At 45.9% G+C, this 24,383-nt stretch carries 24 protein-coding genes and 3 pseudogenes; 7 read left to right on the top strand and 20 right to left on the bottom strand.

Annotated features, from left to right (window positions below; genetic code table 11):
- The first annotated feature begins 78 nt into the window (after positions 1 to 78).
- The gene (locus LCF57_RS25990; protein WP_226003243.1) at positions 79 to 975 is read left to right on the top strand and encodes a LysR family transcriptional regulator; all 897 of its coding nucleotides are present in this window, start codon (positions 79 to 81) and stop codon (positions 973 to 975) included.
- On the opposite strand, the pseudogene LCF57_RS25985 reads toward LCF57_RS25990, so the two are convergent.
- The 5 genes and pseudogenes from LCF57_RS25985 to LCF57_RS28415 all read right to left on the bottom strand — a co-directional run.
- A pseudogene (locus LCF57_RS25985) lies at positions 972 to 2,147 on the bottom strand (acetylornithine transaminase). The gene LCF57_RS25990 and the pseudogene LCF57_RS25985 sit on opposite strands and share 4 nt — an antisense overlap.
- A 6-nt stretch (positions 2,148 to 2,153) precedes the next feature.
- Complete coding sequence (locus LCF57_RS25980; protein ID WP_226003242.1) at positions 2,154 to 3,371, bottom strand: cysteine desulfurase; 1,218 nt, start codon at positions 3,369 to 3,371, stop codon at positions 2,154 to 2,156.
- Between the two features lie 2 nt (positions 3,372 to 3,373).
- Entirely contained in the window at positions 3,374 to 4,681 is a 1,308-nt protein-coding gene (gene hemL, locus LCF57_RS25975; RefSeq protein WP_226003241.1) for a glutamate-1-semialdehyde 2,1-aminomutase, read from the bottom strand.
- Between the two features lie 12 nt (positions 4,682 to 4,693).
- Positions 4,694 to 5,947, bottom strand: a complete 1,254-nt coding sequence (gene glyA / locus LCF57_RS25970; protein WP_226003259.1) for a serine hydroxymethyltransferase — start codon at positions 5,945 to 5,947, stop codon at positions 4,694 to 4,696.
- Positions 5,948 to 6,396: 449 nt separating this feature from the next.
- Positions 6,397 to 6,788, bottom strand: a pseudogene (locus LCF57_RS28415) (Fur family transcriptional regulator); the annotation flags it as partial.
- Between the two features lie 54 nt (positions 6,789 to 6,842).
- On the opposite strand from LCF57_RS28415, the gene LCF57_RS25955 reads away from it, so the two are divergent.
- Together LCF57_RS25955 and LCF57_RS25950 are read left to right on the top strand one after the other, a co-directional pair.
- A complete protein-coding gene (locus LCF57_RS25955; protein WP_318840809.1) occupies positions 6,843 to 7,025 on the top strand; it encodes a GTP cyclohydrolase, FolE2/MptA family in 183 nt (60 codons plus the stop codon).
- Positions 7,026 to 7,181, top strand: a pseudogene (locus tag LCF57_RS25950) (GTP cyclohydrolase, FolE2/MptA family); the annotation flags it as partial.
- A gap of 36 nt (positions 7,182 to 7,217) precedes the next feature.
- On the opposite strand, the gene LCF57_RS28410 reads toward LCF57_RS25950, so the two are convergent.
- From LCF57_RS28410 to LCF57_RS25930, 6 genes are all read right to left on the bottom strand, one after another.
- Positions 7,218 to 7,541, bottom strand: a complete 324-nt coding sequence (locus LCF57_RS28410) for an IS3 family transposase (RefSeq protein ID WP_413232234.1) — start codon at positions 7,539 to 7,541, stop codon at positions 7,218 to 7,220.
- Entirely contained in the window at positions 7,426 to 7,689 is a 264-nt protein-coding gene (locus tag LCF57_RS28405) for a DDE-type integrase/transposase/recombinase (RefSeq protein ID WP_413232233.1), read from the bottom strand. The genes LCF57_RS28410 and LCF57_RS28405 overlap by 116 nt, the downstream gene beginning before the upstream one ends.
- A gap of 54 nt (positions 7,690 to 7,743) precedes the next feature.
- Entirely contained in the window at positions 7,744 to 7,890 is a 147-nt protein-coding gene (locus LCF57_RS28400; protein WP_413232232.1) for an IS3 family transposase, read from the bottom strand.
- Positions 7,891 to 8,852: 962 nt separating this feature from the next.
- A complete protein-coding gene (locus tag LCF57_RS25940) occupies positions 8,853 to 9,119 on the bottom strand; it encodes a hypothetical protein (RefSeq protein ID WP_226003240.1) in 267 nt (88 codons plus the stop codon).
- Positions 9,120 to 9,471: 352 nt separating this feature from the next.
- Positions 9,472 to 9,639, bottom strand: a complete 168-nt coding sequence (locus LCF57_RS25935) for a hypothetical protein (protein WP_226003239.1) — start codon at positions 9,637 to 9,639, stop codon at positions 9,472 to 9,474.
- Positions 9,640 to 9,992: 353 nt separating this feature from the next.
- Entirely contained in the window at positions 9,993 to 10,124 is a 132-nt protein-coding gene (locus LCF57_RS25930) for a transposase (RefSeq protein ID WP_226003238.1), read from the bottom strand.
- 755 nt (positions 10,125 to 10,879) lie between these two features.
- Here LCF57_RS25930 and LCF57_RS25925 point away from each other — a divergent pair.
- Entirely contained in the window at positions 10,880 to 11,272 is a 393-nt protein-coding gene (locus LCF57_RS25925) for a MerR family transcriptional regulator (protein WP_226003237.1), read from the top strand.
- Between the two features lie 59 nt (positions 11,273 to 11,331).
- Here the strand turns inward: LCF57_RS25925 and LCF57_RS25920 are convergent, their stop codons facing one another.
- The 7 genes from LCF57_RS25920 to LCF57_RS25890 form a co-directional block, all read right to left on the bottom strand.
- Positions 11,332 to 12,351, bottom strand: coding sequence for an aldo/keto reductase (locus LCF57_RS25920; RefSeq protein ID WP_226003236.1), 1,020 nt, complete (start codon positions 12,349 to 12,351; stop codon positions 11,332 to 11,334).
- A gap of 196 nt (positions 12,352 to 12,547) precedes the next feature.
- Positions 12,548 to 13,066, bottom strand: a complete 519-nt coding sequence (locus LCF57_RS25915; protein ID WP_226003235.1) for a hypothetical protein — start codon at positions 13,064 to 13,066, stop codon at positions 12,548 to 12,550.
- A gap of 60 nt (positions 13,067 to 13,126) precedes the next feature.
- Positions 13,127 to 13,705, bottom strand: coding sequence for a hypothetical protein (locus LCF57_RS25910; protein WP_226003234.1), 579 nt, complete (start codon positions 13,703 to 13,705; stop codon positions 13,127 to 13,129).
- Positions 13,706 to 13,873: 168 nt separating this feature from the next.
- The gene (locus LCF57_RS25905; protein ID WP_226003233.1) at positions 13,874 to 15,355 is read right to left on the bottom strand and encodes a glycoside hydrolase family 32 protein; all 1,482 of its coding nucleotides are present in this window, start codon (positions 15,353 to 15,355) and stop codon (positions 13,874 to 13,876) included.
- An 11-nt stretch (positions 15,356 to 15,366) separates the two neighbouring features.
- The gene (locus LCF57_RS25900) at positions 15,367 to 16,602 is read right to left on the bottom strand and encodes an MFS transporter (protein WP_226003232.1); all 1,236 of its coding nucleotides are present in this window, start codon (positions 16,600 to 16,602) and stop codon (positions 15,367 to 15,369) included.
- 197 nt (positions 16,603 to 16,799) lie between these two features.
- On the bottom strand, positions 16,800 to 17,783 hold the full coding sequence (locus LCF57_RS25895; protein ID WP_226003231.1) for a LacI family DNA-binding transcriptional regulator: 984 nt from the start codon (positions 17,781 to 17,783) through the stop codon (positions 16,800 to 16,802).
- Positions 17,784 to 17,995: 212 nt separating this feature from the next.
- Positions 17,996 to 18,217, bottom strand: a complete 222-nt coding sequence (locus LCF57_RS25890) for a hypothetical protein (protein WP_226003230.1) — start codon at positions 18,215 to 18,217, stop codon at positions 17,996 to 17,998.
- Positions 18,218 to 18,589: 372 nt separating this feature from the next.
- Between LCF57_RS25890 and LCF57_RS25885 the strand changes: the two genes are divergently transcribed.
- Positions 18,590 to 19,048 (top strand): hypothetical protein, encoded by a 459-nt coding sequence (locus LCF57_RS25885; RefSeq protein ID WP_226003229.1) that lies wholly within the window; start codon positions 18,590 to 18,592, stop codon positions 19,046 to 19,048.
- On the opposite strand, the gene LCF57_RS25880 is transcribed toward LCF57_RS25885, so the two are convergent.
- Positions 19,022 to 19,900: a carbohydrate ABC transporter permease gene (locus tag LCF57_RS25880; protein WP_226003228.1), complete on the bottom strand. Its 879-nt coding sequence runs from the start codon at positions 19,898 to 19,900 to the stop codon at positions 19,022 to 19,024. The two genes, LCF57_RS25885 and LCF57_RS25880, sit on opposite strands and share 27 nt — an antisense overlap.
- Before the next feature lie 15 nt (positions 19,901 to 19,915).
- Positions 19,916 to 20,848 carry an ABC transporter permease gene (locus LCF57_RS25875; RefSeq protein WP_226003257.1) on the bottom strand — a complete coding sequence of 311 codons (933 nt, stop codon included), beginning with the start codon at positions 20,846 to 20,848 and terminating at the stop codon, positions 19,916 to 19,918.
- A 170-nt stretch (positions 20,849 to 21,018) separates the two neighbouring features.
- On the opposite strand from LCF57_RS25875, the gene LCF57_RS25870 reads away from it, so the two are divergent.
- Positions 21,019 to 22,728 carry a histidine kinase gene (locus LCF57_RS25870; RefSeq protein WP_226003227.1) on the top strand — a complete coding sequence of 570 codons (1,710 nt, stop codon included), beginning with the start codon at positions 21,019 to 21,021 and terminating at the stop codon, positions 22,726 to 22,728.
- Between the two features lie 10 nt (positions 22,729 to 22,738).
- Positions 22,739 to 24,379, top strand: coding sequence for a response regulator (locus LCF57_RS25865; RefSeq protein WP_226003226.1), 1,641 nt, complete (start codon positions 22,739 to 22,741; stop codon positions 24,377 to 24,379).
- The last annotated feature ends 4 nt before the right edge of the window (positions 24,380 to 24,383 follow it).

Below are 24,383 nucleotides of genomic sequence, written 5' to 3'. Positions count from 1 at the left end.
AAATCAGTTAGATTTTTATAATGATTCTGTATATAATAATAGGATATTCCTATCATTATAAGGAAAGTAGTGATCACGATGGAACTAAAGCAATTGGAGTATTTTATGACCGTATGCCGGGAACTGCACTTTACCCGTGCCGCCGAGAAACTCGGCATCGCTCAACCTTCCCTGAGCCAACAAATTCGTTTGCTTGAGCACGAAATGGGAACCCCTCTCTTTGATCGCGTCGGCAAGAAAACGTTGATAACCGATGCGGGAAAAATCTTGTTGGACCATAGCTATAACGTGTTCCATGAACTCTCGCAAGCAAAGGCGGCGATCAGCGAGCTTCAAGGTTTAAAACGTGGCACGTTAAAGATAGGCGCGCTTCTAACCGTCGTCAATTACTTACTGCCTCCGACGGTGATTGGGTTCCATCACAGCTATCCCAATGTAGAGCTATCGGTACTCGGATTGCGGACAGGCGATATTTATGAAGGTCTTCTGCAAAACAAACTGGATTTAGGAATCGTCTATCTGCCGATGAAGCATGAAGATATGGAGATGATTCCGCTCTACAAACAGAATCTTGCCCTTGCGGCGCCCGTAGACCACCCCATTGCCAAGGAAAGGTTTGTGCACCTCGACGTGTTGAAAGACGTCCCCTCCGTTTTATTGTCGAGCACTTATTATATGCGGCAATTGATTAACGAGGCGTGCCGTTCCTTTGATTTCGCGCCTCACCCGGTATTGGAATTGTCGACGATGGAATCGATCATCAATATGGTTAATAAAGGCGTCGGCGTAACCATTTTGCCTAAGGCATACCTCGACTATATCGCACATAAGGGAATTCGGACGATCCCGATCCAAAACCCGACGCTGACGACGCAAATCGGCATTGTGTATCGGAAGAACAAATATTTATGCGCGGCTAGCCGAGTGTTTATGGAACAATTAATCGCGACGATAAAAAACGAACATTTCAATTAATACCGCTCAAGTACTGCAGTAAGGATGCCGACTGCTTGGTCGATTTCTTCTTCGGTGATATAAAGATTCGGGATAAATCGGATGACGTTGGCGCCTGCAGCCAGTACCAATAAGCCCTGGTTAAGCAGTTCTTGAATGATGGGGGAACAGGTACGCGGCATTCAATTCCCAGCAATAGACCGATGCCGCGAATAGCACGCACGACAGAATAATGGCAAAGCCGATCCGACAGCCTTCGTAAGGCATATTCCCCCATCTCTTCGGCACGCGAGCACAAACGCTCCTCCAGGATCGTCTCAAGCGTAGCTAACCCAGCAGCGGCCGCAAGAGGGGCACCCCCGAACGTCGAGGCATGTGTACCAGCGGAAAAAGCGTTCCGGAGCTTCTTCTTCCCCATCATACGCGCCGATCGGGAACCCGCTGGCAAGTCCTTTCGCAAGCGTAACGATATCCGGTTCGATCCCATAGTGCTCGTAGGCAAACAATTTCCCCGTTCGCCCCATTCCCGTCTGGACTTCGTCGATTATGAGGAGCAGACCGTGCTCCCGGCATAAAGCGGAAAGCTCAGTCACGAACCCGGGATTTGTAGGATAAACGCCCCCCTCTCCTTGCACTAGCTCTAACAGGACGGCCGCGGTTCGATCGGTGATTTTGTCTTTTACGCCCTCGATTTCGTTATAAGGCGCATACGTAAAACCGGCCGGTAGAGGAAAAAATCCATCCTTGACTTTATCCTGCCCCGTCGCAGTTAATGTGGCCATCGTTCGCCCATGAAACGACTTTTCGAAAGTAATGATCTCGTATCGATCGTTCCCAAGCACTCGCTGTTGGTATCTTCTGGCGCATTTGATCGCGGCTTCATTTGCCTCCGCTCCGCTGTTGCAAAAGAATACATGATCCATGCAGCTATGATCGGCAAGCATTTGCGCCAGTTTTTGCTGATTGGGGATATGAAAGAGATTGGAGACATGCCACAATTGCTCAAGCTGTTCTTGAATTCGCTGTTTCACTTTCACGGGGACATGTCCTAAATTACACACCGCGATACCTGACATGCAATCAAGATACTCTTTGCCTTGATCGTCCCATACGCGGCTTCCCTCACCTTTCAGCAGCGTTATGGGATATTTCGTGTACGTCGGAAAGAGTGGATGGCTCTCCGATACATCCATATTGGATCACTCCTTAAAGTACTCTTTGGTTTTTTGCAAAGCGAACAGCAGCCGATCAACATCCTCTTCGGTATTGTACAAATAAAAGCTGGCCCTAGCTGTAGAACCGACATTTAAAAGATTCATTAACGGCTGACAGCAGTGGTGACCCGCGCGGATGGCCACGCCGTATGTATCAAGTACCGTAGCGACATCATGCGAATGAATTCGGTCCAAATTAAAGGTAACGAGTCCCACCCGTCCTTCCGTCGGGCCATAGATCGTCAAATGCTCCATGCGCTTCATTTGTTCTTCCGCATAGCGGGTCAGTTGCCTATCGTGCTCCGCGATCGCGTCTAATCCGATTTGCTCCAGAAAACGGATGGCCGCACTCAGCCCGATTGCACCCGCGATGATCGGGGTTCCCCCTTCAAATTTCCAAGGCGCCTCTTTCCATGACGCATCCTGCAGCCCGACACGATCGATCATTTCTCCTCCAAATTCAATCGGCTCCATTTGCTCAAGGAGACCTTTTCTCCCATACAGGACACCAATTCCGGTCGGCGCGCACATCTTATGACCCGAGAAGGCATAGAAGTCGCAATCCATTTCTCGGACGTTGACCTTGAGATGAGGTGCGCTCTGCGCTCCATCGACAACCAGGACGGCTCCTTTCTTGTGGGCGATGTCAGCCATTTGCTTCACCGGATTAGCGATACCCAGTACATTCGAGACTTGTGAGACCGTCACCACTTTCGTACGGTCCGTGACTGTTTGCTCTACATCTTCTATTGAAAACGTCCCGTCCGATTTAAGCGGGATATATTTTAATACGGCTCCCGAAGCTTTTGCCGCTTGTTGCCAGGGAATCAGGTTGCTGTGATGCTCCATCTCCGAAAGGACAATCTCATCCCCCTCTGAGCATACCGTTCGTGCATAGCTGCTCGCGACAAGATTGAGGGACGACGTCGCTCCGCGGGTAAAAACGATTTCCCGTTCCGAACTAGCGCCAATAAACCGAGCCACTGCGATTCTCGCTGCCTCATAAGCTTCCGTAGCGCGCATGCCTAGTGTGTGAACGCCGCGGTGAACGTTCGCATTGTCCCACTCGTAATATCGCTTCACCGCCTCGATCACCTGAATCGGCTTTTGCGCCGAGGCGGCACTATCCAAATAAACGAGAGGACAATCGTGTACTTTCTGGTCTAAAATCGGAAATAACTCACGGATTTCAGCGGCATTCATGGTCAATCCCCGCTTTCCTTCTTTATCGTATTTAAGGCTTGATAATGGACCTCTATCGTGTTTTCGATATCTTCGTCCGAGTGCGCGGTCGATACGAACATAACTTCGTAGGGTGTGGGCGCAGTTAAGATTCCGAGGTCCAACATCGCGGCATGGTATCTCTTAAACCGATGCATGTTTGATTGTTGCGCGGTTTCATAATTCACAACGTCTTCCTCCGTAAAATAAGGAGAAAGCATGGAGCCTACGCGATTCACTTTTAAGGGCACGCCGATCCTCCTTGCATTTTGCAAAAAACCTTCCGCCAGTTTTGCCGTTTTTCGATCCAACTCTTCATAGATTCCGGGCTCTTCGAGCAGTCGCAACGTTCGATATCCGGCCGACATGGCGAGCGGATTTCCCGATAACGTGCCCGCTTGATAAATGGGGCCAACGGGAGCGATTTGCTCCATGATTTCGCGTTTGCCGCCGTAAGCGCCGACAGGGAGCCCTCCTCCGATCACTTTGCCGAGACAAGTGAGATCCGGTGCGATTCCGTACAATCCTTGCGCCCCCTGATAGCTTACACGAAATCCCGTCATCACCTCGTCGAAGATCAGGAGGCTTCCGTATTTCGCGGTAATTTCTCTCAGTTCCTGAAGAAACCCCGGCAATGGCGGAACGACACCCATGTTCCCGGCGACCGGCTCGACCATCACGGCGGCGATTTGTTCGCCATACCGTTCGAATGCAAGATGGATACTCTCCAGACTGTTATAAGGAATCGTGATCGTATTCATGGTAACGTTATCAGGCACTCCCGGGCTGTCCGGCAAACCCAACGTTGCCACGCCTGATCCTGATTTGGTCAATAAAGCATCCGCATGTCCGTGATAGTTCCCTTGAAATTTTACGATTTTTTGCCGCTTGGTGTACCCCCTGGCCAAGCGAATTGCGCTCATGGCGGCTTCTGTACCTGAGTTGACCATGCGGACCATTTCGACGGATGGAAGGCTATTGCAAATCTGCATTGCCATCTTCGTTTCGATTTGCGTGGGCAAACCGAAACTCGTCCCTTGAATCGCCGCCATTTGAATAGACTTGACCACCTTCGGATGAGCGTGACCCAGAATTAACGGCCCCCATGAGCCGATGTAATCGATATATTCGTTCCCATCGATGTCCCAAACACGAGCCCCCTGACCTCGGCTCACAAATATAGGCGTCGTACCAACGCTAGTAAACGCGCGAACCGGGCTGTTCACCCCGCCCGGAATCACCCGATTTGCTTTCAAAAATGCTTTTTGGGCGCAAGAAGTGTTACGCTTCATAGGAGCTCCTCCCTAATTCCTGATCATTTCGTTCTTGTATAAAGGGAAGCGAGACGTAATGTCTTTCACCTTGCCTCTCATTTGTTCCCTTATGTCTGAACGTTGAGGTTGTTTTAAGGTCTGCGCAATAATGACGGCAATTTCGTTCATTTCTTCAGCCCCCATCCCCCTGGTGGTCGCCGCAGGCGTTCCTAGTCGAATTCCGCTCGTGACGCGGGGACTTGTCGGATCAAAAGGAATCGCGTTCTTATTGACTGTGATTCCGATATCGTCCAGCAATTGCTGGGCCACTTGTCCGGTCAGTCCGATATTGCGCAAATCCAGAAGGATTAGATGATTGTCCGTGCCGCCCGAGACGACTTGCAAACCTGCCTCCATTAACTTTTCCGCGAGCAGTCTGGCGTTCTGAATAACGCGTTGCATATATAGCTTGTATTCGGGCTGGGCGTTCTCGCCGAATGCCACGGCCTTAGCCGCGATGGTATGCATAAACGGACCGCCTTGGGTAGTTGGAAATACCGCTTTATCGATCGCTTGCGCCCAGGATTTACGACATAAGATAACTCCTCCTCTTGGCCCACGCAAGGTTTTGTGAGTGGTTGTCGTGACAAAGTGAGCGTGTGGAACAGGATTCGGGTGTAGGCCAGCGGCTACGATTCCCGCAATATGGGCCATATCCACGAGAAATAATGCGCCTACCTCCTCGGCGATTTGGGCAAAGGGCTCAAACTCGATCGTGCGAGGATAAGCGCTTGCGCCTACGACAATCATTCTGGGCTTATGACGATGAGCAAGCTTTCGAACTTCATCAAAATCGATACGGAAGGTTTGAGCATTAACCCCATAAGGGACAAAGTTATACATCATTCCGGAAGCGTTCACGGGGCTTCCATGCGTCAAGTGACCGCCGTGTGCCAAGTTCATACCGAGAATCGTATCTCCGGATTTTACCGAAGCGAAATAAACGGCCATGTTGGCCTGGGCTCCCGAATGAGGCTGAACATTGGCATGCTCTGCGCCGAACAGCTCCTTGACCCTATTCCTGGCCAGATCTTCAACGAGATCTACGTATTCACAACCCCCGTAATACCTTTTTCCGGGATAGCCTTCCGCATATTTGTTGGTCAGGACCGTGCTCATTGTCTCCATGACCGCTCGGCTTACAAAATTCTCAGAAGCGATCAATTCGATTTTATCGCGTTGCCGTTCCAACTCCTGCCGGATCGCTCCGGCTATTGCAGGATCTTGTTGATCTAAATGATTCATTCCGACGCCCCCTTTAGCTTCAATATTGTTTAAATCGAAGGACAAGGCATTCTCGCCAAAAAAAGCGCTAACCCCTTCTTCCATCCCTACTCCTTTCTTGTGACCGGGAATATGGAATGGGATCGGATTTCGCTTGGCATGCCCCTACAAAGCCGTAAACAAAAGCGCCCGAAAATGATCGTTAATGACACTCAATTCCTTTCGAATATTAAATTCTATTTTCTATTTAGAATAATCCGATCAATGGTATCGTTCAATCCAATAATTATTATCATTTCAATAGGATTCATCTATGGTTTGAAGAATGTAAAGCTGACCATCACCAATTTTATGAAGGCATGATTCGCATAACCCACAGCAAGCATACTCTCCCGAAAGAACGCATGTTTACTGGTAAATGGATAGCAAGTATTCTGTCTTTTACTCCATGGGTTCTTCATTCTGCTGCCTTGACATGACTCGCAAATCCCGTAAACCTCAAAACGATGCCGCAGCACTTTGTAGTTTCCCGGCAACTCAAGGCCACGGTCCATCGGACAATAATCAAAAGGAAGTGTTTTTTCACAATTGACGCAAATCAAGTGATGATGATGGTGCCCCATACAATTCTCCTTGAATTTCGAGCCGCCATTCATAAAGTAGAAATGCCCCAATACCCACATCTCACTTAACATCCGGAGATTGCGGTAAACCGTGTCCCGACTCACCCCTGGATAACGGACGAACATTTGATCATAGACATCTTTGGGGACAGGTAACCTTCATGATCGGCAAAAATTTGCGCCAACGCTCTTCGTTGATCGGTCACTCTCCATCCGTTCCGCGCTATTGTATTCAGCATCTTTTTTACTTTGGACTGGCTTTTTTTTCATAGCATCGTAAGTTCCCTTCTTCGATATATAAAACTTTCATCAATCGCTATATTTACCCGATCCTGGTTTGTTCTAAAATGGAGTCCAAAACCCAAACCAGAGTTGCGACGATTACGCTGACTACGAGTTTGTCTCGGGAGTCCAAGGGCATTAACATGAGCCGATTGACGGAACAATTGGAACTATATCGTCAAAAGGGTCACTAACAGGCTTATGAAAACCCCCGTTTTATGGAAGATATGGTGCGGCTTGTAGCCGCAGATTTGTATGAAATGGAGGCGGTGCAAGCTTTTACGGTGGAATGTCGAAATGAGGAATCGATTCATATGCACGATACTTATGCAGTAATTATGTACGACAAAAGAAAGGAAGAGGCGGCACGTTTGGTCATACCTCTGTCAAGTAGACATCGAAAAAAGACTATGCCGCCAGAGCGTACCGATAGAGTATATCGGCACGTTCTGTTTGAGTTTGGATTGAAAACGCTGGTAATTGTAAAAATAGATATATTCCTCCACGGCTTGCCCGATTTCGGCTTCTGACTTACACTGGAGGAGATACAACTTCTCAGTTTTGAGATGCGAAAAGAAGGATTCAATGCAGGCGTTATCCAGGCAGGTACCTTTGCGAGAGTTGACTGTCCTTGACGCCGAATTCTTCAAGCCGTGTGTTGTACGCCTGAGACGTATACTGGAAGCCTTGATCCGAATGGAGCACGGCACCAGATACGTCTCTTTTTCGGGTCCACTGTCCAATGGTGTCTAGCACGAGCCTGTTGTCGTTACGTCCCGAAAGCTGCCAGGCGACAATTTCGTTGTTGAATAGATCCTGTATGGGACAGGTAGTAAAAACGAGTACCGTCCGAGAGATAGGTGATATCCGTCACCAACTTTTGCTGGGGGCCAGCGGCGTGAAGCTTCCACTTTAGCCGATTGGGCTGGACGACGAAAGGGGTGTAACTAGACGATTGCGTTTCTTCCGAATGGCCAAGGAAATCGATAATTCCTTCATAAGTCGCCACACTTTCTTGTGGTTGACGAGGTACCCGGCTTCCTGCAAAGCGAACTTCATCCGAGGATATCCAAAGTAAGGATGGGCGAGGTGAATCGCGACCATCTGCGCTTTGATTTCGTGATGTCGCGAGAGGCGCTCCTGATGGGTAGACAAGGCTCTTCTCCACTTGTAATAGTTTGCCTTACGGACTCCAGCAAAAGTGGGAAGCAGTGTTACGGGATATTGTTTCCGTAGTTCTTCGATGATCTTATAGTGCCCATGCAGGCTCAGCTTCCCTCCCGGACCAGATGGGTTACCGCTTTTTTAGGTAATTCACCTGTGCTTTCAAGTAATCCCGCTCTTCCTCCACGGAGGATAAATACGTGCGTGAGCGTCCCCAGTGTGGGCTTGAGGAGCCCTTACGAGTGTCGAAGATTTCTCCAGCTTTGTACTTCTTTACCCAGTACATGAGTTGGGTTTTACTTCGAATTCCAAACTGCTTTGAGAGCGTTTCATATCCGCCCCTTCCCCTCTAAATACGCCTGAACAGCCTCGGTTTTGAAGGCTTCGCTGTAAGACTGAAATGACTGCCCCTTTTTTGCCATACAAAAATCCCCTCCAAGTATTTTTCCTACCTCAGGATACCATGAGGTCTTTTTGGAGTGTCTACTTGAAGGGGATAATACCATTTAAGCTGGTCCAGATGGTAATACTCGAATAACGCACTGCTATGCCTTCTAAAAAATTAGAATCAGCCGATGATTCCAGCTAGAGAAATCGTTCCATGACTGAATATTCCCGGCGCTGGCTCGGCTTACTATGAGCAACCGTTCCGGGCTCAGTTTGCCTGAGGTCAATAGGGGTCCCGCCAACATTTTAACGAGAATATATGCTAAGCCTTCCATTGCAGCCGACTTGGCGTTTTTTATACTCTAAGCTGGTCTGGGTTGTCACCCGGACCAGCTTAGCAAGTCGCCTGTATTGAATAAATAAATCGAACTGGCAACCTTTTCAGGACAGAACAATCGCACAACACAGAATTACGGCTTGCGCACGACCCGCCAAACAATACCGATGCATATGAGCAAGCCTACAGTCGCCGGTACGATGATTGACTGCCCGGATTTCCCGCCGTAAGCGACACTCCATGCCATTTTCCCTATAGCAATCAGTACAAGAACAGTCAGTCCTATGCGAACGCTTCTCTTCCAGAAAGCCATCCCCAAAGAGGCGAATGAAAGTGGGATAAGCAAAGCCGCTGCCATTTTGGTGAAATCCCAATTGCCGCTCAGCCATTCTTTTTCCATTTCCAAAAATTCCACAACGCTTTGATTCGACTCTGCTGGCTTCGAAAACCAAAACATGCTGGTAAAAAGAAAAAAAATCGTTGCAGACATACCACTCCAGCTTTTTTTGAACGCAAAGTAGCAAAAAGGGATAAGAAACAACGGTCGAATATACCAGCTTAATTGATTGTGATGCCTTCCAAAAGCCCAGTTAAAAAAATCTTTATTGAAGATTGTCAGCACGAAAAAACCGGTTGTCAGCAGAGCAAATGCTATGCTCAGCGCTTTATCATATTTGCGAAAAAACAAGATCATACCGCTTCATCCCCACATTAGGTCAAACTTCAATTTATCTTGCTGTCCGCCAAGGCCATTACTCAATATATATACTTATGGATATGCTCTGATCAATACGTAATGTTCCCAAGCCGACATCCTTGTCCAGCAGCGTTTCCGAGAGTGTCAGACTCAATGCGGCAATAAAATAGTGCAATGCCTCCGCGTCGATTTTTTCATCAATTTCACCGGCTTGTTTCTCCATGCCTCATGTGGCATTAGCAATTCGACAGCGAGTGCCATAAGCCGTAAGCTTTTCGGTTTTTGTGGAAAATGTCCACGATGACCTCCGATACATGGTCTTCCTTCGTCTGTTCTTTGGCTTCGTCATAAAACATACTTCTTGCAATTTGCAAGACTTCGCACATTGCTGATACCGAGTATTTACACGGTTGTTCTGGATGATAGCTACTTTCATCCCGTGATCAGCGCGGCTTGCTTTAAAATATCTCCATTTTGAGACGCTGATTTTCTTTCCGTAAGGCGATCAGCTCATTCTCTTCTGGAGAGCGATTGCCCTTCTCCGAGAAGGAGCCTGTGGTTTATGCTTGTTTGATCTTAGCGATCCAGCGCCGAGGTTGTGAGGCTATATTTCTCCACAATATCTGCTCTGGATTTCCCGTTTTCATAGAGTTGAACCATTTGCTTCTTGAACTCTGCTGTGAAGGTACGTCGTTGTTGTTTTGGCATTGTAGATGATCAAGCTCCTTATGAAGATATGCTCATTCTACAAGCCCTCATTTTGGTTGTCTAAATGTAGACGATCCCACTTGTGGTGTTAAAGGTATGTAAGTGATTTTGTGTCATTCGACATTTGATTGGTATTTCAATCTCATAAACAATGAGGGAAGGGATTCTCATATCTTAATTTCTGAGATGTAGAAGAGCAAGGTACGGGCGAACCTTTTCTTGAAAGTCCAAATCGAGTTAGAGATAGAATAGTTTTACTCAGAAAGCTGTGCTGTTATACTAACTTTTGAGATCTCTGAGCATGAAGGATTGCTCCTGTGATAGTGGCCGCTCGCTCGTGAAATGATTCCCATAACCCGGATTGATTCGTCGGAAATGAGATAATGTTCTTATCACCCGACACTAATTAATTGTCGGATGAGATCGGTTTGTTCCATTTGACGAGCTGGATGTGAATTTTAACAACTTCACTTCATCATCAAGAGTGGCATTAGTATGTAGCCAGTAAGCATCCAGGATATACGTGCCAATCCGCTAACGCATATATTTCCATACAAACGCCCGAATTATGTTCACTTCCTTACGCGCTAATTCGATCTTTTTACTATGAACATAATATTCCATGGAACTTGATGTGTTGTTCTCTTCTATTTTGTACTTAAAAGCTATTAGTGGAAAACAGAGTTCTAGTTGAATTCCAAAACACCCTATGAAATAATATTACAAAGATAGCGTGTTGAGAGAGGACTAAACTAATGGCTAAAGAACTATTTACTATTGGTCATCTGGCTGAAAAATCGAATTTGTCCATCCATACAATAAGATTCTATGAAAAAGAAGGATTGATTCCGTTCATTGAGCGCAGCCCAACTGGGTTTAGGCTGTATGAAGACGAACACATTGAGTGGCTACGTTTCATTTGCTGTTTACGAGAGACAGGGATGTCCATTTCGAAGTTGAAAAATTTCGTAGAACTGACCGTACAAGGAGAAGAAACGACAGATCAACGGGTAAATATGTTGAAGGACCAGCGGATCTTTATCGAAAAACAAGTGGATACTCTGCTTCAATATATATCCATGATTAATCATAAGATTGATATGTACAGCCAAATGAAAAACATCTCGTTAGAGAGTGATAACCAATAAAAGCAAGAGGTGAAAAAGAGCCTGCTCTTCTCACCTCTTGCTTTTTCTTAAACCTCAAATCAAACAGGATAACGATCAGCCGTATACGCCATAGGATCCCATAATGGATATTCCGGCTGAAGCTTGCTGATCTCGTCTATTCGAAGCAATTGGTCATTCGTTAGTGTGAGCTCAGCTGCCCCAAGATTCTCACGAAGTTGTTCCTCTCTTTTTGCCCCTAATATAACACTGGTTACAGCAGGCTGATGCAGCAGCCAAGCCAGCGCGATTTGCGGTACAGTTGATTGATGGATATCTGCCACTTCTTGAAGAACCTCGAGAATCGCATAACCTTTCTCCAAATGGATAGGTGGGAACTGAAACTTCATACGCCGGCCGTCAGCTCCGCCTTCCGTCCCCTTCGCATATTTACCGGTCAGGAAACCTCCTGCTAACGGACTCCATATAAGCAACCCCATGTTCTGATCTTTGACTACAGGTATGATTTCTCTTTCCGCCTCACGCCCAACAAGTGAATAGTAAGACTGGAAAGACTTGAAGCGTTCTAGGCCAAGACGGCGGGACGTATCATTCGCCTTCATAATCTGCCATCCTTGAAGATTAGAGGCTCCCTTATAGCGTATTTTACCGCTAGTCACGAGATCGTCTAACGCTCGAAGCGTTTCTTCCCATTCTGTCAGCGAATCTGGTCTGTGAATCTGAAGCAGATCAATATAGTCTGTCTGAAGACGGCGCAGGCTTTCCTCAACCTCACGAATGATGTGCTTTCGCGACAATCCAACTTGATTGGGGCCCGAGCCCATACGAAACCCAACCTTTGTAGCGATAACGACATCGTGACGTTTTTGCTTGAGCGTCTCGCCAATTATTTCTTCGGATTCCCCAACCCCATATACATTCGCCGTATCGATAAAATTAATGCCCGCATCTAAAGCTTCCTCGATAATTTTTGACGCCTCTCTTTGATCCAAGGCTCCCATCAATGAACTCATAGGATCATTTTTCCCGCCAAAGGTCATCGTTCCAAGACAGAACTCCGAGACTAGCAGACCTGTACTACCAAGCGGATTATATTTCATTACTTATCTCTCCCTCAAAAGTGTTTGTATGCTTTATACGAGTCTAATGCTAAATGCTTGAGTACACTCTAGATCAAGTGAAATATATTTTGAACAACATGACTTACTCACTCTAACGGACATTGCTGGACAAAAAAGCGCCTGACCGATACCGATGATTACCGTACCCGGAATCATCCCCCAAGCCGATCCGGTCTCAGACAATCCCGTCAGCATCAGGAACCCGACGACCAAGCCACATTCCTGTCGCGATCATACCTGCCACGCCGACCTTTGTGAGCATCTTATTGATCAGCTTGGCGCCGACGAAGGCACTCAGCGTCAACGGCAGGAAGCTAAAGCCTGATTGGATAGCCGAATAATGCAGCACGCCTTGCGTATACAGCGTCAAGAAGTAATACAGCGAACCGAATGAAGCCGAGAACAGAAACGCTGTCAGTGCAGCTCCCGTTAGATTGCGATTGCGGAACATGCTGAAGGAAATCAGCGGCTCCTTCGTTCGTTTCTCAATGGCTACGAAAGCAAGCAGCAGCGGCACGCCGATCAAGGCGAAAGGAAGTGTCGATGCGCTGGCCCAGCCTTCGACCGGTGCTTGAATCAGATAATAAACAACGAGCAGCAGACCTGCTGTTACCGATATCGTACCAGCCGCATCATAATGCTTGGCGCCTGCCGGTACCTTGCTTTCAGTCAGTACGAACGGTGCGAGAATCACGACTGCAAGTGGGATTCGGCACGTTCACCAAGAAAATCGCTTCCCATCCAACGTAGCTCGTTAGCACCCTGCCAAGCAGCAGTGCGACATGCCGACACCACCCATCGACGCCCAGATGCCCGTCGCTCGGTTACGCTCTGGTCCCTCATTGAAGTTCGACATGATCAGCGACAAGGTTGCCGGCGACAGCAGCGCACCACCCAGACCTTGCAGGGCTCGCTCATTGCCCAGTGACGGCATGTCCACGAATATGATTGTATAGTCCAGCGCCATGACCAGCTGCGAGATCGCTAGGATGAATAACGCTAAACCTTTATATTTTGTTGTGTTCATGATAGATTCCCCTTTGCATACCAGACGAAAGTGTCTGCGTTCCATTTTTTTTATTTTGACCAATCGTTCTAATTTAGGTGAAAAGGAATGAAGCACCTTGCGACGCAGAGTAACTGCCGTGATTTGCTCGATGACGAGCGGGTCGTCCGTCAATTTGGCCGCTTGAGTCATCCCGTACCGCGCATGGTACAAATACCGCACCAGCGCCCGCATTTCCCGGCTCGTGCTAAATTCGCCCTGCTCTTGGCCTCGTACCAATGCCTCGTACAGCGCCTGCTCCAGCCGGGTTTTGTCCTTCTCGAACAACCCGGCGATCTCCGGATCGTGCGAGACCTGGTCAATCGCGCTGTTGAGAATAAAGCACTCCTTGCGGTGCTGCTCGTCTCTTAACGTCTCCCCTTTAAGTATAGATCAACAAGAAAAGGTTGCTTTCTGAGTCCTTGTAATGACTCAGAAAGCAACCTTTTCATCGAGTTATTCAGCTTGCCAGATATCTTTCAATTTCCAGTATGTCAGCCCATTTACTAGAGCCTCTCCGCCCTCCGTTACGAGTTCTATGCCTAGCAGTTTTTCACTCGGATAGATACGACTTGTCATCGTAGCTTGCCCTTCATTCGCAAACATTTCAATGGATGAGCGATCCAGATATACATGCAATGTCAGCTGCCCCTCTGCACTTAAGGCTGTTTGACGTACTCCATCCGTCTTCTTACCTGATTTAGAACAATCAAGCACAAGTTTCTGATCCGGGATAGAATAAGTGATAACCGTTTCCTCCTCACCTGTTCCGCGAAGCTTCAAGCCAACCAGGTCTGCACTTGACTTCGTCAGGTCGAACACGACCTTCACTTCAAGCAGATCCGCTTCAACTTCCGTCAAGTAACTTCCAGAAATAGCGCAATATTGATACAAAACATGTTCACTTTGACGAAGCAACTTCATTTCTTCTACTGGATTCATCAGCAATTTATTATTGTCACCCAACGTAATTACACGTGGGATCGTCAGCGCTCCGGACCAGCCGTCTGCTTTCGTCGGCATATCCGATTCCCACATATCCATCCAACCAATCGCAATGCGGTGACCTTGATCATCTAGAAAAGTTTGAACCGCATAGAAGTCATGGCCATTATCCAACTCGATGAACTCTCCATGCTTATATTCATTATTTTCATAATTATATTCGCCAACATAGTATCCCGTCTGGAACAAGTTATTGTACTTATCCCCTTGCGCGTCAATGCCTTGTGGAGAGAACATAAATATATGCTTACCGTTCAGTTCAAAGAAATCAGGGCACTCCCACATGAAGCCCATATCCTTGTCTCCCTGCAGAAGCACACCATGATAGGTCCAAGTTCTAAGATCAGGAGATGTATACAGAATAACACGCGGCACATCTTCTTTCGTGCTGTTACCTAGGATCATGTACCATGTATCCTCATGCTTCCATACCTTCGGATCACGGAAATGCTGGGAGCTGTCTGTCGGAGGCTCAGCGATTACGGGATTCTGTCTTAATTTTGTAAAATGAATGCCATCTGTGCTTACTGCCACATTTTGATTTTGGAAAAAGATATTGTTTGGTTGATCAATATAGTGATGTCCAGTATAGATCAATGTCAGTTCGCCGTTATTATCTACTGCGCTTCCTGAGAAGCAGCCATCAAGGTCACACGCATCTCCAGGCGCTAATGCAATCGGACAATGCTCCCAATGCACAAGATCTTTACTCTTCACGTGACCCCAATGCATTGGACCCCAGTTCTCATCATAAGGATGATGCTGATAGAAGGCGTGATATTCGCCTTTAAATTGAATTAATCCATTTGGATCATTAATCCAGTTCGCAGGTGCCATAATATGATAGCCTAAGCGGTAACGCTTGTTCATTTTCGCTTCTGCCTGTTTCAAAGCTTCCTCAGCTTGCTTCGTATTGTTGTTATATGTGTTCATATGTCTTCCTCCTATGCTTTTTCAATATGCGGAATAGGCTTGGGATCCAGCTTTTTCGGTTCTCTCTTTAAGGTAAAGATTGAGATTGTTGTAAAAACAAATACGAAAACACCCATAACCACGTACGTATTTGCAAAGCCTCTAATATCATAAAACATGCCGGCGATTGGCGAGAAGATCGAAGCTCCTACCTGACTCGTAAACTGGTAGCCCACCAGATACAAGATCGATGACAGACGCGTATCGAAATTAGCAGCCAAGTACTTAAATACGGAGATCAGCATGATTGGCAGTTCCAATGCGTGAATCAATTTCATAGCTGAGATACCGTAAGGTCCAATAACTAAGCCCGAACCCATGATCCGGAACGCCATCAAGAACCCTGCCAATATCAGACCCTTTTTAGCTCCAATTTTGTTGACAATAAACGGCGCTAAGAACATCATGCCTGCTTCCAAGAACACTTGTAAGGAATTTAAGTAACCGTACACTTGATTGCCTAATGCAACTGTTGAGAATGTCGATGAAAAGTAAATCGGGAACTGCTGGTCATACACATTGTAGATACACGTAACACCAAGAACATATAAAATGAAGAACCAAAAATGCTTATCTGAAAACAAATAGCCGATTTGCTTAAAGTTAACAGATTCTGCCCGCTCCATCTCGGATTCTGTCATTTCAACTTTGATTGTCATCATAATGATAAACAGAATGACAGCAGATACTGATGCAATCCAGAAGTTAATGTTAGGATTGATATTAAAGAACTGACCAGCAAAGAATGTTGCTGCTGCCCAACCTAGCGAGCCCCACATACGAGATTTTCCGTATTCAAAGTCATATTTGCGACTGACTTTCTCGACATAAGATTCGATAGCTCCGATCCCCGCCAAGAAAGCAATACCCAAGTATAATCCACCTACAATGGCGCCAAGAAATACATTGTATTGAAGTAACGGTCCATAGATAAAGATATAGAAAGGACCAACAAATAAGAGTAAGGCACTGATTAAAAATAAAATGTGCTTCTTCAATCCGATTTTATCGGAGATATAGCCATAAAGCGGTTGCATACATAACGCAAAGATAGCGTTTACAGTAAAGATAACACCTGTTTCAGCACCATTCAGACTGATTTCTTGCCCCAGCCAGATGGAGAACAATGAATAACTTGCTGACCATGTAAAGAAGAAAAAGAAGAAATAGGCACTTAGTTTCCAGTACATGCTCTTTGACTGTCTCATATCGAACGCTCCTCTAAGTTGAACAATTAATGTGAATGAAAGCACTTACGTACTTACAACTCGATTATATGTCAACCGCTTCCATATGTCAACCGCTTGACATTTTTTCGAAAGAAAAAGAGCTTTCCTCTTCGATTTCAACTACACTAAGGCAAGCCCCGTCTTGTATCACAGTACTGCAAACTATGGAAATTGTATTAAGCTGTACTAGCTTCAATAAGTTTCACTGGTAGATAGGTTTCTCGCGGGACATCACTGAATCCACCTTCAATTTCTTTAATGAGCAACTCTATGGCAGATTTCGCGATCTCCTGTATTGGTTGCTGAATTGTCGTTAATTCAGGGAGTAGATTGCGGGTCGTTTCTGTTCCGTCATATCCAATTACGTGAATATCTTCAGGAATACGTTTTCCGCGTTTTCTTGCTTTAGCAATAAAAGACGCAGCCACCAAATCATTACTCGCAAACAATCCATCTACTTCAGGATGTTCATCGAGCAAGCGTTGAATCGGTTCATCGTGATTCTGTTGATGGAAGGGATCATGTACTTCATAGGTGATCGCCTCTCGACCATACTCCTCCATCACATCTTCATATGCTTTTCTTCTTAAGCTTGCCGGTGTTTCCAATTCAACAGGTCCATTTATGTGCAAGATATGCTTGCACCCCTTTTCAATAAGCAGCTCTGACGCCAGTTTTCCGCCCAAGTAATTATCCGATCCTACAACTGGAATCGAATCGGATAGGAAGCGATCTATTGCAATGACGGCAATATTTTTCTGTTCATAGTTTACAATACCTCGGTTGTGTGTCCCTACGATAATACCGTCAACCTGATTTCGCATAAGCATATCCACATAAGATTCTTCTTTATCCAGCTGATTCAAACTGTTACAAAGCAACAGTTTATAGCCTAATGATGCACAAATATTCTCTATATGAAAAGTCAGCTCTCCGAAGAATGGGTTGCTTGTTGTTGGAATGATTAATCCAATCAGATTTGTTCGTTTACTAAATAATGACCGAGCTACATCATTTGGAAAATAATTCAGCTCCTGCATCGCTTCATGAACTCGATCCTTCGTTTCTTGACTGATATAGCCGCGATTATTAAGTACCCGAGAAACCGTTGTCGGTGAAACTCCAGCTAATTGTGCAACATCGTTAAGTTTTGGTTTCATTGATTCAACCTGCCTTCTCTCCATGCCATGGCTCCAATTATTCTATTATTTTAACATGGTTAAACGTGAAAAAACATGCTCCAGCATTTAAGAGTCTCGTACCCCACTAGACCTTCATTATGAGCTTGTCTCTTATTGATTATTCTTCAGATTTTTCCACTCTGTCTAACTCGCATGCTTGACTCCAGAGTTGTTGTGACCCCCAGTTTTTTTCAATCAATGCCGGAGCGAATTCCTTTTACCGCATGGACTTCATCATCAACAATTAACATTTGATACATAAGCCAATTGTTCCACCTTTCTAACCTTCCTCTACATAAGGAAGCTTGATTTCCACTACAGCTCCCGTCAAGGAGATTGGTGCTAACCATGGGTTCTCCTTCAGAAGTAATAAGCATTACACTACCTGCTTTTCCTAGTTCAATCAAATTCATAGGACCTAGTAGGGTCTTTGAGTTAATCCAAGCACCTATATAGAGATTTCCTGATTTTATCGTACAAAGAATATAGCTGGGGTTTCCGATTTTTTTAACATGCCAATCATGAGATGCCAGTTCGGACGAATTTGCAAGCTGATTTAAATCGAGCCGGAGTTATCAATTGAGACTAAAAAACCATATTGGGTTTAAGAAAAATAGCCTTAGCCTTCCATACACGATCATTCCAGCAATCGATTGATCACTATTTTTCGCATATGATCTGATTCACAATCTTTTACGCTAAAATAGTTGGAACTAATCTCAAAAAAAGTTATATTAGGAATATATATTATGTTGAATATGAGAAACAGAGGAGGCATGTCCTAGATGGATGTACGAAGCTATTTGCAACCAGGATGGAAGTTGGGCTTATGTATGTTGTTGTGGGTATGGATGATGGGGGCTGTAACAGCTGGTCAAGCCGGAGCCCAGCCAGTATTTCCGGGAGCTGTGGGATACGGGACTGACACTCCAGCAGGCCGGGGCGGAAAGGTAATCAAGGTGACCAATCTGAACAATGACGGCCCAGGCTCATTTCGTGCGGCATTGGAAACCAAGGGATCGCGGATTATTGTATTTGAAGTCGGCGGTGTCATAGATTTAGAAAAGGAGCGTCTTGAGCTAAGAGAGCCCTACGTGACCATTGCAGGCCAGACGGCCCCTTCCCCTGGCATTACATTCATCCGGGGAGGTTTGCATATCAGAACACATGATGTGTTGATGCAGCATGTCCGCCTCTGCTATAGTTCCTTGCAAGTCCTACTCCTTCACGGCTCCAATCACTAATCCCTTAACGAAAAAGCGCTGCAAGAACGGATACACGAGCAAAATTGGAAGGGCACCGATAAAGATCTGTGCTGCTCGTATCGTTCGCTGCGAGACGTTTTCCAGCATCGCCGGATCGACATTGATCTTGCTGAGATCCTGCTGAACAATAATCGTCTGTAGCAACGAGGCGAGCGGATAATTTTTAATATCCGACATATAAATCATGCCGTCGAACCACGAGTTCCATTGAAACACCATCGTAAATAAGGATAACGTTGCAATTGCTGGCAGCGACAATGGAATGTAGACCAGAATTAATGTTTTGAAATGGCCTGCGCCGTCCAAGTAAGCGGCTTCTTCCAGCTCTTTCGGCAATCCGCGAAAAAAGTTCATCATAAGAATGACATTCCACACCGACAAGGCTCCTGGTAGAATAAGTGCCCAGATCGTATCCATTAAACCGAGCTTCTGAATGAGAATATAACTTGGTATAAGTCCGCCGCTGAACAAAATGGTAAATACCAGAAACCAGGTGTATATTGAACGGCCCTTGAAGTTGATATCTTCCTTAGATAGTGGAAAGGCTGTCATAAGCACGATGACCATGCCGATAATGGTCGCGAGTACGGTCCGCTTGACAGATACGAGCAGAGAGTTAATAAAATTGGAATTGCCAAAAGTTTTCTCATAGGCGTCCGTCGTAAAATCAACAGGCCAGAAGCTGACCAGACTCGAGGAAGCCGGCGCCGTGCTGCTGAATGAAACGGCTAAGATATGAATGATAGGCAAAACACAGAGCAACGATAAAATTCCAAGAAAAACATAGTTTGCTATACTGAATATTCGGTATCCTCTTGTTTTATAGTACAACCCGGACTCTCCTCCCTAGAACACACGGTAATTGGCCAGTTTATAAGCAAGCCGATATGATATGACAATTAGAATGGTCGCTACAACGGACTTGAATAAGCCCACGGCTGTCGCAAAGCTCATCTTTCCATTCAAAATCCCCAGTCGATAAACGAATGTATCAATAATGTCGCCTTTATCGTAAACAAGCGGATTATACAGGTTGAAGACTTGGTCAAATCCTGCATTCAAGATGTTCCCGATGGAAAGCGTCATCAGAACGATCGTGATTGGCATCAAAGCCGGAAGCGTAATGTGGAGCGTCTGCTTGAAACGATTAGCCCCGTCCACTTCGGCCGCCTCATACAGAGCAGGGTTAACGCCAGCAAGAGATGCCAGAAATACAATGGTCCCAAATCCGAATTCTTTCCAAACATCACTGACGATTAGCATAATTCGGAACCAGGTTCCATCTCCGAGGAAAAAGATTGGATCTCCTCCAAGCGCAACCACAAGCTGGTTTACCATGCCCCCTTGCGGAGAAAGAATGTCCAGCAATATGCCTCCGAGAATAACCCATGACAGAAAATGCGGCAAATATACGAGTGTTTGGCTTATTCTTTTGAACGCCATCAAGCGTACTTCATTCAATAAAATTGCGAATAATAAAGGAGCAATCAGCCCTGCAACAATTTTGAAAGAAGCGATGACGAGCGTGTTCCAGATTACTTGACCTACGTCTGGATATAAAAACAAGTATCGAAAGTTATCCCATCCTACCCATTTGGAACCTGAAAAACCGAGATATGGCTTGAAATCCTGAAAAGCAATGATGATACCGCCCATCGGTATGTACTGAAACACCAAAGCAAGCAACACTGCCGGAACGAGCATCAGATGCAAAGACCAGTTCCGTTGCATGTTCCAGCGCTGTTTAGCCCTGGTGAATCGCTTATGCCTATTCTCCATTTCTAAGATATGTTCCTTCACTCCTACATCCCCCCCATGTTCTCGAAATTTGTATTTTCCAAGTCCTCCTGACCTTGTATAGTAAGATTATAACAACGGTCATTTGCGATCTATATCCTAATATTGCAACAACGATATTAATATTTTAACGAGAATGAGGAGGTTTAGCTTTGCCAACCCGCTTAAATGTGTTCACTAAAATATCGCTGCTATTTGTGATGCTGCTTATTTTGGTGTTATTCCTGTACACCTATTCCAATCGGGAAAGTGTGCGCGTGATTGAGCATGAAATCCAGAACAACACGAGGAATCATTTGTCTACTTTTGCCGAATCTGTGGAGTCGAACATTTATCAGTTGTCGCTCTACGGGATGGCGATCGGACAGGATTCCAGTATTCAGGAATTGCAGCGTCCCGACTACAAGGACATCCCCTATGAGCGTGTCAAGCTGAGCAGCGCCATTCTGGAGAAAATGAATTTGTATAACGCAGCAAGCAAATGGCATTCGACGATCACCTTGTACTTCCCGCGCATGAAACAAGTAATCTCAACCGACTATTATGCTTACATACCTTACAGGGAAAACGAATTTACCAAACCACTCTCGCAGTCGTGGACGTATGATGATAACCGTTTTGTCTGGCATACAACCAACCCGACTACAGCGATGACCAACCCTGTTAATGCCAAATTAATTACTAAAATCAGCTTCCCAATCCATCATATTACTATGCTACTTGATCAGAACAAGCTGAACAACAAAGGAGATCCATTCATGTTTCATCCCAAATTTGGTTTGATCAGCAACAGCTCGCCAGATGATAATTCGAAGTCCATCCTGGCTACACTGCAATCATCGAAACTGCCGCCAAGTGGGGGACTTCGCACCACGCTTGATCAGACCGAATATTACGTTTCCTATATCCAATCCAAAAGTTTGGGCTGGTATTATGTAGACTATGTGCCAATGCAACAAATATTAAGACCTATCACGAGCAGCCGAAATTTGTTCTATGCATCTGTAGCCGTTCTGGTCGTGATGAGCATCATCGTTCTATTCACGCTCTATCGCAGCGTACAAGTCCCGCTTCTTCAACTGGTGAAAGGAACCAATCGCTTATCGAACGGAGATTTTTCCGTTCGCCTGAACTATTCGGCACGCAATGAATTCAGCCTATTATTCGCGCGCTTCAACATTATGGCACAGCGCATTCAAGAGCTGATCGAGAACGTATACGAGGAAAAACTGCGAAGACGCGAAGCGACGCTGAAACAGCTTCAATCCCAGATCAATCCGCATTTTCTCTATAACTGTCTGTTTTATATCAAAAACATGGCCAGGATGAAAAACGAAAAAGCGGTGGTAGCGATGGCTCTCAATTTAGGGGAGTATTATCGGTACATTACAAGATCAGAAAATGATCTGGCCACGATCCGCGAGGAACTGGCGATGGTAAAAAATTATTTGGAGATTCAGTCACTTAGACTGGAGCGCATGCAATTTACAATTGATGTTCCTCATGCTATTTTAGATAAAACTGTTCCGAGACTAACGCTGCAACCCATTATTGAAAACGCCATCATTCATGGTATCGAGCCTAAACCAGCTGATGGCCAAATCAAGATATATGCGAGCTGCAAGGACATTACCTACACCATTACGGTGGAAGACAGCGGACTCGGCATGTCTGATGAGCAGCTTGAGCTCATGAAGAGCGATCTTCTGAAACCGCTGGATGAGAACATGGGTTGTGGAACATGGAATGTCCACCAGCGTTTATCCTTTCTGTATGGTAAGGATGCGGGCCTGCTCTATCATCATTCTTCACTGGGCGGTGTTAAAGTTGACATCGTATGGCAAGACAAAACAAACAAGTAGGTGATCCCCCATGCTCCAGATTTTATTAGTTGACGATGAACGTTCGGTCGTGGAAACACTAGCCGAGACGATTCCGTGGGAAGAATGCGGGATTGGCACTGTACATGAGGCGTTATCAGGGGTGATGGCACTCGAGATTATGGAGAATAACGACATCGACATCGTCATTACCGATATTCGGATGCCCGGAATGTCCGGTACCGCGTTGATTGCGGCCATCCATGAACGATGGCCGCAAGTGCATTCCATTCTGTTATCGGGCCACTCCGATTTTGAGTATGCAAAGCAAGCGATTGTGCAGGAAAGCTTCGATTATCTGCTAAAACCGGTCAGCGATGAGGATTTAATGGATTCGGTCAAACGGCTTGTCAGTCGCATCAAGAAAAAATGGGAGGCGGCGGCATCGTATCAAAGAGCGCTGAATGCCTTTCAGGAGAACCTGCCATTGCTGCAATCCACGATGCTTAATGAATTGCTGACAGGCAAAAGCTATGACCAAAAGACGCTCGCAGACAAGCTTGATCTACTTGGGCTGCCCTATGCCGAGGGTGAAGAGCTTGGCATGCTCATTATTCGGATGGAGGAACATTTATCCGAGATGGCAGACCGTGACCTCGCGCTCATGGAGTATGCCATCTGCAATATTATAAGCGAGGTCATGCATAACCATTTTCATATCTGGCATACGAGAGATGTTCATGATTACATTGTTGTTCTGGTCAGCGTCCGTCAGACAAGCACGGTTCCCACCAGTACAGACGAGAGCCCTAAGACCTTGCTAGAGCACTATGCTGCCAAGATTCAAACCAATGTACAGTTGTATTTGAAGGGAGCTATCTCGATTTTGGTCGGAAACTGGGGAAAGTTCCCGTACCAAATTGGGGAAGTTTATGAGCGAGCCATGATGTCTATGCGGAAGAGAATGGGACAAGTTCAAGGCTTGTTCGTGACATCTTCCGACGAAACGGATGCAGATCCGCTTCATACGATCAGATCGCTTTACAAGCCGCCTACGTTGTTTAGTCTTCTTGAGGCAGGACGCTTTGACCAGGCAGAGCATAAAATCGAGCAAATTTTCGAGGAATTGCTGCATTCGGATGAAAATCACGATATAGCGGAGCCATTGATTGAAGTGTACCATGCTTTAGCTGGAGCATTTGCTTACATCATTCATAAAAACGGCAGGCAATTATCTGCCGTACTTCCAAGCGAGTCCTATCGTTATTTTCAAGCATCCAGCTATTCCACCGCACATCAACTGCTTGACTGGTCAATCCGCACGCTGAGGCACATCCGCGATGACGCGGAACAAGAGCTAAAAGACAATCACAGTACAATTGTGCGCACTGTAAAGAACTTTGTGGATCTTCATCTGGCTGCCGACGTATCTTTGCCTGCGATTGCCGATCACGTACATCTGCACCCCGTATACCTATCCAAAGTCTACAAAACCGAGACTGGAGAAGCGCTTACCGCATATGTATATCGGTTAAGAATGGAAACGGCTGCATTTTACTTACGAACTTCAACGGCCAAAGTCTTTGAAGTCGCAAAGTTTGTCGGCTATAACAACACTGCATATTTCATTCGTGTATTCAAAAAATTTTATGACGTGACACCGCAAGAATACCGGGAGCACTTGCCGAGCTAAGGCA

Origin of the sequence: Paenibacillus sp. BJ-4 (genome assembly GCF_020404765.1) — a bacterium.
In the GTDB taxonomy this organism is placed as follows: Bacteria; Bacillota; Bacilli; order Paenibacillales; family Paenibacillaceae; genus Paenibacillus.
This window is presented reverse-complemented; position numbering and strand designations above follow the sequence as displayed.

Excerpts from the sequence above, each read along its gene's own strand:
- LCF57_RS25990 (WP_226003243.1), top strand. The coding sequence starts at position 79 with ATGGAACTAAAGCAATTGGAGTATTTTATGACCGTATGCCGGGAACTG.
- LCF57_RS25980 (WP_226003242.1), bottom strand. The coding sequence starts at position 3,371 with ATGAATGCCGCTGAAATCCGTGAGTTATTTCCGATTTTAGACCAGAAA.
- hemL (WP_226003241.1), bottom strand. The coding sequence starts at position 4,681 with ATGAAGCGTAACACTTCTTGCGCCCAAAAAGCATTTTTGAAAGCAAAT.
- glyA (WP_226003259.1), bottom strand. The coding sequence starts at position 5,947 with ATGAATCATTTAGATCAACAAGATCCTGCAATAGCCGGAGCGATCCGG.
- LCF57_RS28400 (WP_413232232.1), bottom strand. The coding sequence starts at position 7,890 with ATGAAGTTCGCTTTGCAGGAAGCCGGGTACCTCGTCAACCACAAGAAA.
- LCF57_RS25940 (WP_226003240.1), bottom strand. The coding sequence starts at position 9,119 with ATGGAAAAAGAATGGCTGAGCGGCAATTGGGATTTCACCAAAATGGCA.
- LCF57_RS25935 (WP_226003239.1), bottom strand. The coding sequence starts at position 9,639 with ATGGAGAAACAAGCCGGTGAAATTGATGAAAAAATCGACGCGGAGGCA.
- LCF57_RS25930 (WP_226003238.1), bottom strand. The coding sequence starts at position 10,124 with ATGCCAAAACAACAACGACGTACCTTCACAGCAGAGTTCAAGAAGCAA.
- LCF57_RS25925 (WP_226003237.1), top strand. The coding sequence starts at position 10,880 with ATGGCTAAAGAACTATTTACTATTGGTCATCTGGCTGAAAAATCGAAT.
- LCF57_RS25920 (WP_226003236.1), bottom strand. The coding sequence starts at position 12,351 with ATGAAATATAATCCGCTTGGTAGTACAGGTCTGCTAGTCTCGGAGTTC.
- LCF57_RS25905 (WP_226003233.1), bottom strand. The coding sequence starts at position 15,355 with ATGAACACATATAACAACAATACGAAGCAAGCTGAGGAAGCTTTGAAA.
- LCF57_RS25900 (WP_226003232.1), bottom strand. The coding sequence starts at position 16,602 with ATGAGACAGTCAAAGAGCATGTACTGGAAACTAAGTGCCTATTTCTTC.
- LCF57_RS25895 (WP_226003231.1), bottom strand. The coding sequence starts at position 17,783 with ATGAAACCAAAACTTAACGATGTTGCACAATTAGCTGGAGTTTCACCG.
- LCF57_RS25890 (WP_226003230.1), bottom strand. The coding sequence starts at position 18,217 with ATGAATTTGATTGAACTAGGAAAAGCAGGTAGTGTAATGCTTATTACT.
- LCF57_RS25885 (WP_226003229.1), top strand. The coding sequence starts at position 18,590 with ATGGATGTACGAAGCTATTTGCAACCAGGATGGAAGTTGGGCTTATGT.
- LCF57_RS25875 (WP_226003257.1), bottom strand. The coding sequence starts at position 20,848 with ATGGAGAATAGGCATAAGCGATTCACCAGGGCTAAACAGCGCTGGAAC.
- LCF57_RS25865 (WP_226003226.1), top strand. The coding sequence starts at position 22,739 with ATGCTCCAGATTTTATTAGTTGACGATGAACGTTCGGTCGTGGAAACA.